2 protein-coding genes and 1 pseudogene are annotated in these 2,310 nt (G+C 56.4%); 1 reads left to right on the top strand and 2 read right to left on the bottom strand.

Going from position 1 to position 2,310, the window contains the following annotated elements; all coding sequences use genetic code 11:
- On the bottom strand, positions 1-497 hold a 497-nt coding region (locus tag ACOSYY_RS13125; protein WP_421662933.1), incomplete at its 3' end, for a response regulator transcription factor.
- Between the two features lie 100 nt (positions 498-597).
- Complete coding sequence (locus ACOSYY_RS13130; RefSeq protein WP_421662934.1) at positions 598-1,251, bottom strand: Cif family virulence factor; 654 nt, start codon at positions 1,249-1,251, stop codon at positions 598-600.
- Between the two features lie 282 nt (positions 1,252-1,533).
- Between ACOSYY_RS13130 and ACOSYY_RS13135 the strand changes: the two are divergent.
- Positions 1,534-2,310: pseudogene (locus ACOSYY_RS13135) on the top strand (aminomethyl-transferring glycine dehydrogenase); the annotation flags it as partial.

Below are 2,310 nucleotides of genomic sequence, written 5' to 3' on the forward strand. Positions count from 1 at the left end.
CCGGTATGGCGCATCAGATATTCGAGCAGCGCGTACTCTTTCAGTGTCAAATCGATGCGTTGCCCTCCCCGGGTGACGTCACGGGTCGCCGGGTTGAGAATCAGGTCGTCCACCTGCAGGATGCCCGGGCTTTCGGAGGCCCCGCGGCGCAATAGGGCCCGAACTCGCGCCAAGAGTTCATCGATCGCAAACGGTTTGGTCAAGTAATCGTCGGCACCGGCATCCAGTCCTTTCACGCGCTGATCGATCTGGGATTGAGCCGAGAGAATCAACACCGGGGTGTGGATCCGTTCCCGTCGGATATTCCTCAGCACATCCAGGCCGGACATGGAGGGCAACATCACGTCGACAACCAGTAGATCGTAGTTGACGGCCAAGGCCATCTCTAACCCTTTGGCTCCGTCCTCACAGAGATCGACGGCATAGCTCTCTTCTTCCAGCGCGCGCTTAATAAAACAACCGACTTTGGTTTCATCTTCTATGACGAGCACCCGCATACACACTCCACCACATGTTGAACAGCGTCGTGATTATACCAGACCGATGGATGTGAATCTTGCAGCGTACGGAGACGATCGCTCGTTCACGAATGCGTGGCTAGGTCGAATCCCCCGGGAAGGTCTGCTCCAGAGAGGTAATCATGGGCTTGCCGTCACGGATATTGAAGAACAGTGTTTCTTCGCCTTCCGTCTTGAATTCCCGATTGGCTTGTCGAAGGGTCTCTGTCGACTTGAAGGAGACTTTCGCGCTCCGCTCGTCCGAGGCCAACGAGACGGACGTATTCGTACGAGTGAAGTCGTTGGCGCTGGGAAAGGCGAAACTCATGGCGAGGGTCTTTCGGTAATCTTCCCGCGTCAACATGGCCACCTGTTGTTGGGGGCCTTGTTTCAGATGAATGGTAATGGTCGCGTCGTGAGTTATATGGCGCAGGACACCGTCGACATCCTTACGCCGAACTGCCTCGTCGAGTGCGTCGAGAAGAAGGTCGATCTCTTTACGAGTCAGACGGATGTCAGACTGGATGGATTTCGATTTCGAATCGCCGAGAACCACGCCGGGCTCACTTGTCGGTACATGGGGAACGAGAAACGTGGTTATCCAACTCTGATTCTTGAAAATCGCGTATCCCGCGTATCCGATCACCATCGTGGTACCGAGGGCTAGTGTTATGACGAGAGCTTTTACTATCGTGAAGCGCGGCGGTGCCCCCTTCTTGGCCCTTTCATCGGAGATTCGCTTCGTGGCGACCATAGGCAGCTCTCCAGACCGGCGGTACAGCTAACAATAGCGTGAATTATGTGAAAAGCAATCAAAGCCGCGCTCTGCACGATGATGTACCCCGCAGCGGCCGCGGAGCTCTGCGGTTGCTTCAGACAAGGTCTCCTTGCAACACCGCGATTGTCGTGACTCCTCTGAAGTCATCTCCTAAGCGGTCGGGTCTCTTGGAAAAGAGCTGACAGCGTGATACGCTCGGTTCGACAAGCGCGCACTTCAATTCATCTCTTCGAACCAAACAAAGGGGTAGCGGGCTCCATGACCACTCAGAATTGGCTCCAACCGATCGATGATTTTATTCACCGGCACCTGGGCCCTACAGGAGCCGATATTCAGGAGATGCTGGCCGTGTTGGGCCTACTCTCGCTCGACACCATGACCGACACAGCCATTCCTCCCGATCTTCGCTTGCATCGATCCCTGGACATTCCGGACGGCGACGGCGAGCAAGCCGTCCTGGCCCGCCTGAAAGACATCGCCTCCCAAAATAAGGTGTATCGATCGCTGATCGGCATGGGGTACCACGATTGCGTCACCCCGGGCGTCATCCAGCGAAATATTTTAGAAAATCCGGCATGGTATACGCAATACACCCCATACCAGGCCGAGATCTCACAAGGCCGCTTGGAGGCTCTCGTGAATTTCCAGACCATGGTGGCGGACTTGACCGGCCTGCCGCTGGCCAATGCCTCGCTGTTGGATGAAGCGACCGCTGCAGCCGAAGCCATGGCGATGTGTTACACGATCGCCCGCAATGCAGGCGAGGAACGAAAGGAATTTTTTGTTTCACGCGACTGCCATCCACAAACCTTGGCGGTGTTGCAGACCAGAGCCGAACCTCTGGGTATTGTGATCAAGATCGGAGTCGCCTCGTCGGTTGATTGTTCCCGCCCCCAGCTGTGCGGCATTCTGTTGCAGTACCCGGCTACGGACGGCTATGTGGGCGATTTCAGCACCTTGACCTCGCAGGCTCATGAGGCCGGCGTTCGAGTGGCGGTCGCGACCGACCTTCTGGCCTTGACCTTGCTCCGCTCG

The organism is Nitrospira sp. BLG_2 (assembly GCF_049222245.1).